Raw genomic sequence first — 3275 nt, 5'->3', positions numbered from 1 at the left:
TCAACACTATGGTGAAACCGATGAAGACTATGCAAACCGTGTTAAAGCCAACAACGCGATGTATGGCTGGACCCGGAACGAGCATTATCTTCAGTTCCGTGAACGACGTGATCGCACCATGGCAACGTATGAAAATGGCTGGGAGAAATATTTCAGGGAAATTATGCCCAAATGGTCTTTTTCCCATGCAGAAAGTATTCCTTACTTCTACACTTTTGGTGCCTTCCACGAGTAGCAGCTGGGCGATAGTAGAAAACGCCTGTTAATGACAAGAGGAATCTCCATCAATCAAGCTTTTTGACTGCCATCTCTGGCGACCAAATTAAAGCTGATGAGAAGTGGGACAAGTAGGAAAGCTATGGTGAATTAATCACGCAACAAACAACTAACATGATTACCAGACAGTTGACTAATGAAACACCAGTGCTGGCGTCAAGTGTAACCTTTCCTTCTGAGCCCACAGAGACTGCTCCGGTAGAAAAGCCTTGAAGCTACTCAGATAAGCAATTGACAGCCGTAAGCGATTAATAAGTCGCTTCCTCCCCCGGTGTGGCAATCGCTTTTCACAGTAATAAAAATACCCAGCCTCGAGGTAATACCATGACACATGCCCGCCCCAATGCATTAAGCCTTGCAGTAGCAGTTGCCATCAGCTCCTCCATCATGGCTACAGACGCACTGGCCGATCGCAAGCTGCAGACAAAATCTGTCGATATTTCGGGCAATGAACAGGTAGAGTTTACCCAGAGCGAGGTCATCGTTAAGCCAACTCTGGATGATGACTCGCAGCCAATACCTAAATCCTTTACCACTACCTATCCTGACCAGACCGAAGTCAGAGCAGGCTATGACATTCCTTCTGAAGGCTTCACAGACGTCCTTTCTGGCATCGAGGGTGGCGTTTCCAGTGTTGATCAGTTTGAAACAGACGAGAATGACGTTGCTCTGAAGTACACCAAAGTCCTGAAGGTAGGTAATGAAGGGGTCTTCAGGTTTACCCATAACCTTGCAGAAGAGAAACTGCTTATCGAAGTCAGAGACAGTATGACCCATCAGGATTCAATTGAGACTGTTTGCGCTCAATCAGGAGACACCTGGACATTAGAACCGTTTACTGGAATGGCCAGCCCCGTTAATCTGGTGGGAGTGCTGAAAGGTGCGAATAAAATAGCAGGAAAGCTTGGCGGAGCCGATAGCTATGTTGCCCTTGCCACCCTTGAGGTAGACAAGGTTGAAGTGAACGGGCGCACTTTCATGCGTTTTATCGCAGCAGGTGATCAGCCTCCTGAGTTAAAGCGACTGGGTCAATCGCTTTTTGTCAATGATGATGCGCTTTTCGCAGCGGCCACCTCTGCCTATACCCGGGTTCATGTTCTCGGGAAAGATCTACAACGGGGAGCTCTGGAGGATTTTTTGTCATACCATCAACCCGTCGGCTATGTTGTACACGTCGAGGATGAGACCCAGGCTTATGCTGTACCTGCTGGTTATCCAAAACTGGAAGTGACTGAGACTCCGGGAGATATTATTGTTTTCCGTGGTCAGAAACAGAACCCCACCGATATCGCTCTCGTTGAAGGGCTCCGTGACGTCTGGGAGGGGCATATCGGTTATGATCATAAGTACACGGCAAAGGTTAAAAAAGACAAAGTCAAAAGCTACCGGTACATCATTCGAAGCAGGCAGATGACGATACTGGAGGGTTTATCTGCAAAGCACGATGCCGGACTCGACATCGGTGAAGAATACGATGATAAGGTAGTAGAGCTTGCATTCTTTGAAAATCTTCAGCAGGCATTGGCCAGTGCTACTTCAGATGGAGCAGATGAAGTCGAATTCACAATGACACACGTCAGTTTCACTTCGCAGTACATCACGCCAACCTGGCTGCATATTCAACTGTTAAGACACTTCGGCTTCAAACCTGTTCTTAGAAATTTCCTGACTAACCGGCACCTTGTTCAGACTATTCACGAAGTTGCGCCCTTTCGCACCAATCCGTATGGCGGTGATTTTAATGATCCTTTTGATGATTCTTCCGGCCAGAACGAGGGCTTTGTGGCCAAAGTGATCGGCGACTTTGTCGGGCAGCTACTGGAGATAGAAAACCAGTTAGAGAACCTCAGGACAACAGAGGCATTGCTCGCAAAGCAAAATGAATTGACAGAGCACACACTGGCATCAGCCTCTCAAAGTATCAGGCAAAGCTTGAGAATGTCGGAACTTGCTCAAAAACTTATATCAATCACTGACCGGGAACAAGGTCAGCGTCAACAACCTGAGACAATTGCAGGTTCGGAAGAAGAAATTGATCGAAGACCAGCCCACCCCGAAACCATGCCTGAAGTACTTGAGAAACTGACTGCAGTGGAAAAAGCCCTAAAGATGGATGGACTCAATAGCAAGGACGATGTGTATCATCGTCGTAACGCCATTTCTGAGAACATTCACTCATACGCAACAAAAGCCATAGAAGAGGCAGAACAGGAGGCTCTGGATACACTGGAAAGAGTAGAAGAAATATTAGAAATCGAAGTTAACAAAGAGGATAACAAAGTAACAAGACTTAACAGAGTTCGCCATATATTTGACTGTGAAATCCCGGAATACATGCTTCGTGAGATGGAAGCTTTCATCTGGAAAATAGACATGGAGTGGAGCAACGACGAGAAAGCAAGAGCCTGGAACCTTCGAGATTTTCTTGACCTTTATGTCGACGACCCGCTACCGGATGCGCGTGTTTTAAGACAACAGGAAAGGATGCTTGAAGCTGTAGAAAACGAGCTGAACATCGACAAGAGTGAAAACCCTGCTGCTAAAGAAAGAGGCAAGGATACAGTTGCAGAACTGGCTTTAGTTCTGAAAGTAGAATTTGACAAAGGTACCAGCCTGAAGCACCAGAAGAATGCCCTAAAAAGCAAAATTCAGGCATTAGACAAAGAAGCAAACGACATCCATGGCAGTAAAGATTTCAGAAGAGAGAGAAACAATAAAATTGCTCGTCAACTCAACATTAACTGCGAGCGTTGTTTCAATGAGGAGGATAAGATCGGGCTCATTGAAGCAAAACTCCGGTGGCTGGATAGAGGCGTTGATATGGCGGGTCGGCCATACGTTGATGAGCGTATTGCCGCCATTGAGAATGAGCTTGACCGACAAATCGCCCGGGGATCTGAACCCCGATACATTCCTGAACCAGAGGTAGCCACTGACAAACCAGCCCTGGAGGCTACCGGGGAAGAGGTAGCCACTGACAAACCATCCCTGGAGGCTAC

At 47.0% G+C, this 3275-nt stretch carries 2 protein-coding genes; both read left to right on the top strand.

Annotation, left to right across the window (positions count from 1 at the left end):
• The coding region (locus KDK16_RS03180; RefSeq protein ID WP_257274644.1) for a hypothetical protein at positions 1-235 on the top strand (235 nt) is incomplete at its 5' end.
• Between the two features lie 365 nt (positions 236-600).
• Positions 601-3275: hypothetical protein (locus KDK16_RS03175; protein WP_257253567.1), on the top strand; the 2675-nt coding region annotated here is incomplete at its 3' end.

The sequence above is a fragment of the Endozoicomonas sp. SESOKO4 genome, assembly GCF_024606275.1.
Note: the sequence above shows the minus strand (reverse complement) of the source record. Positions and strands in the feature narration are given on the sequence as shown.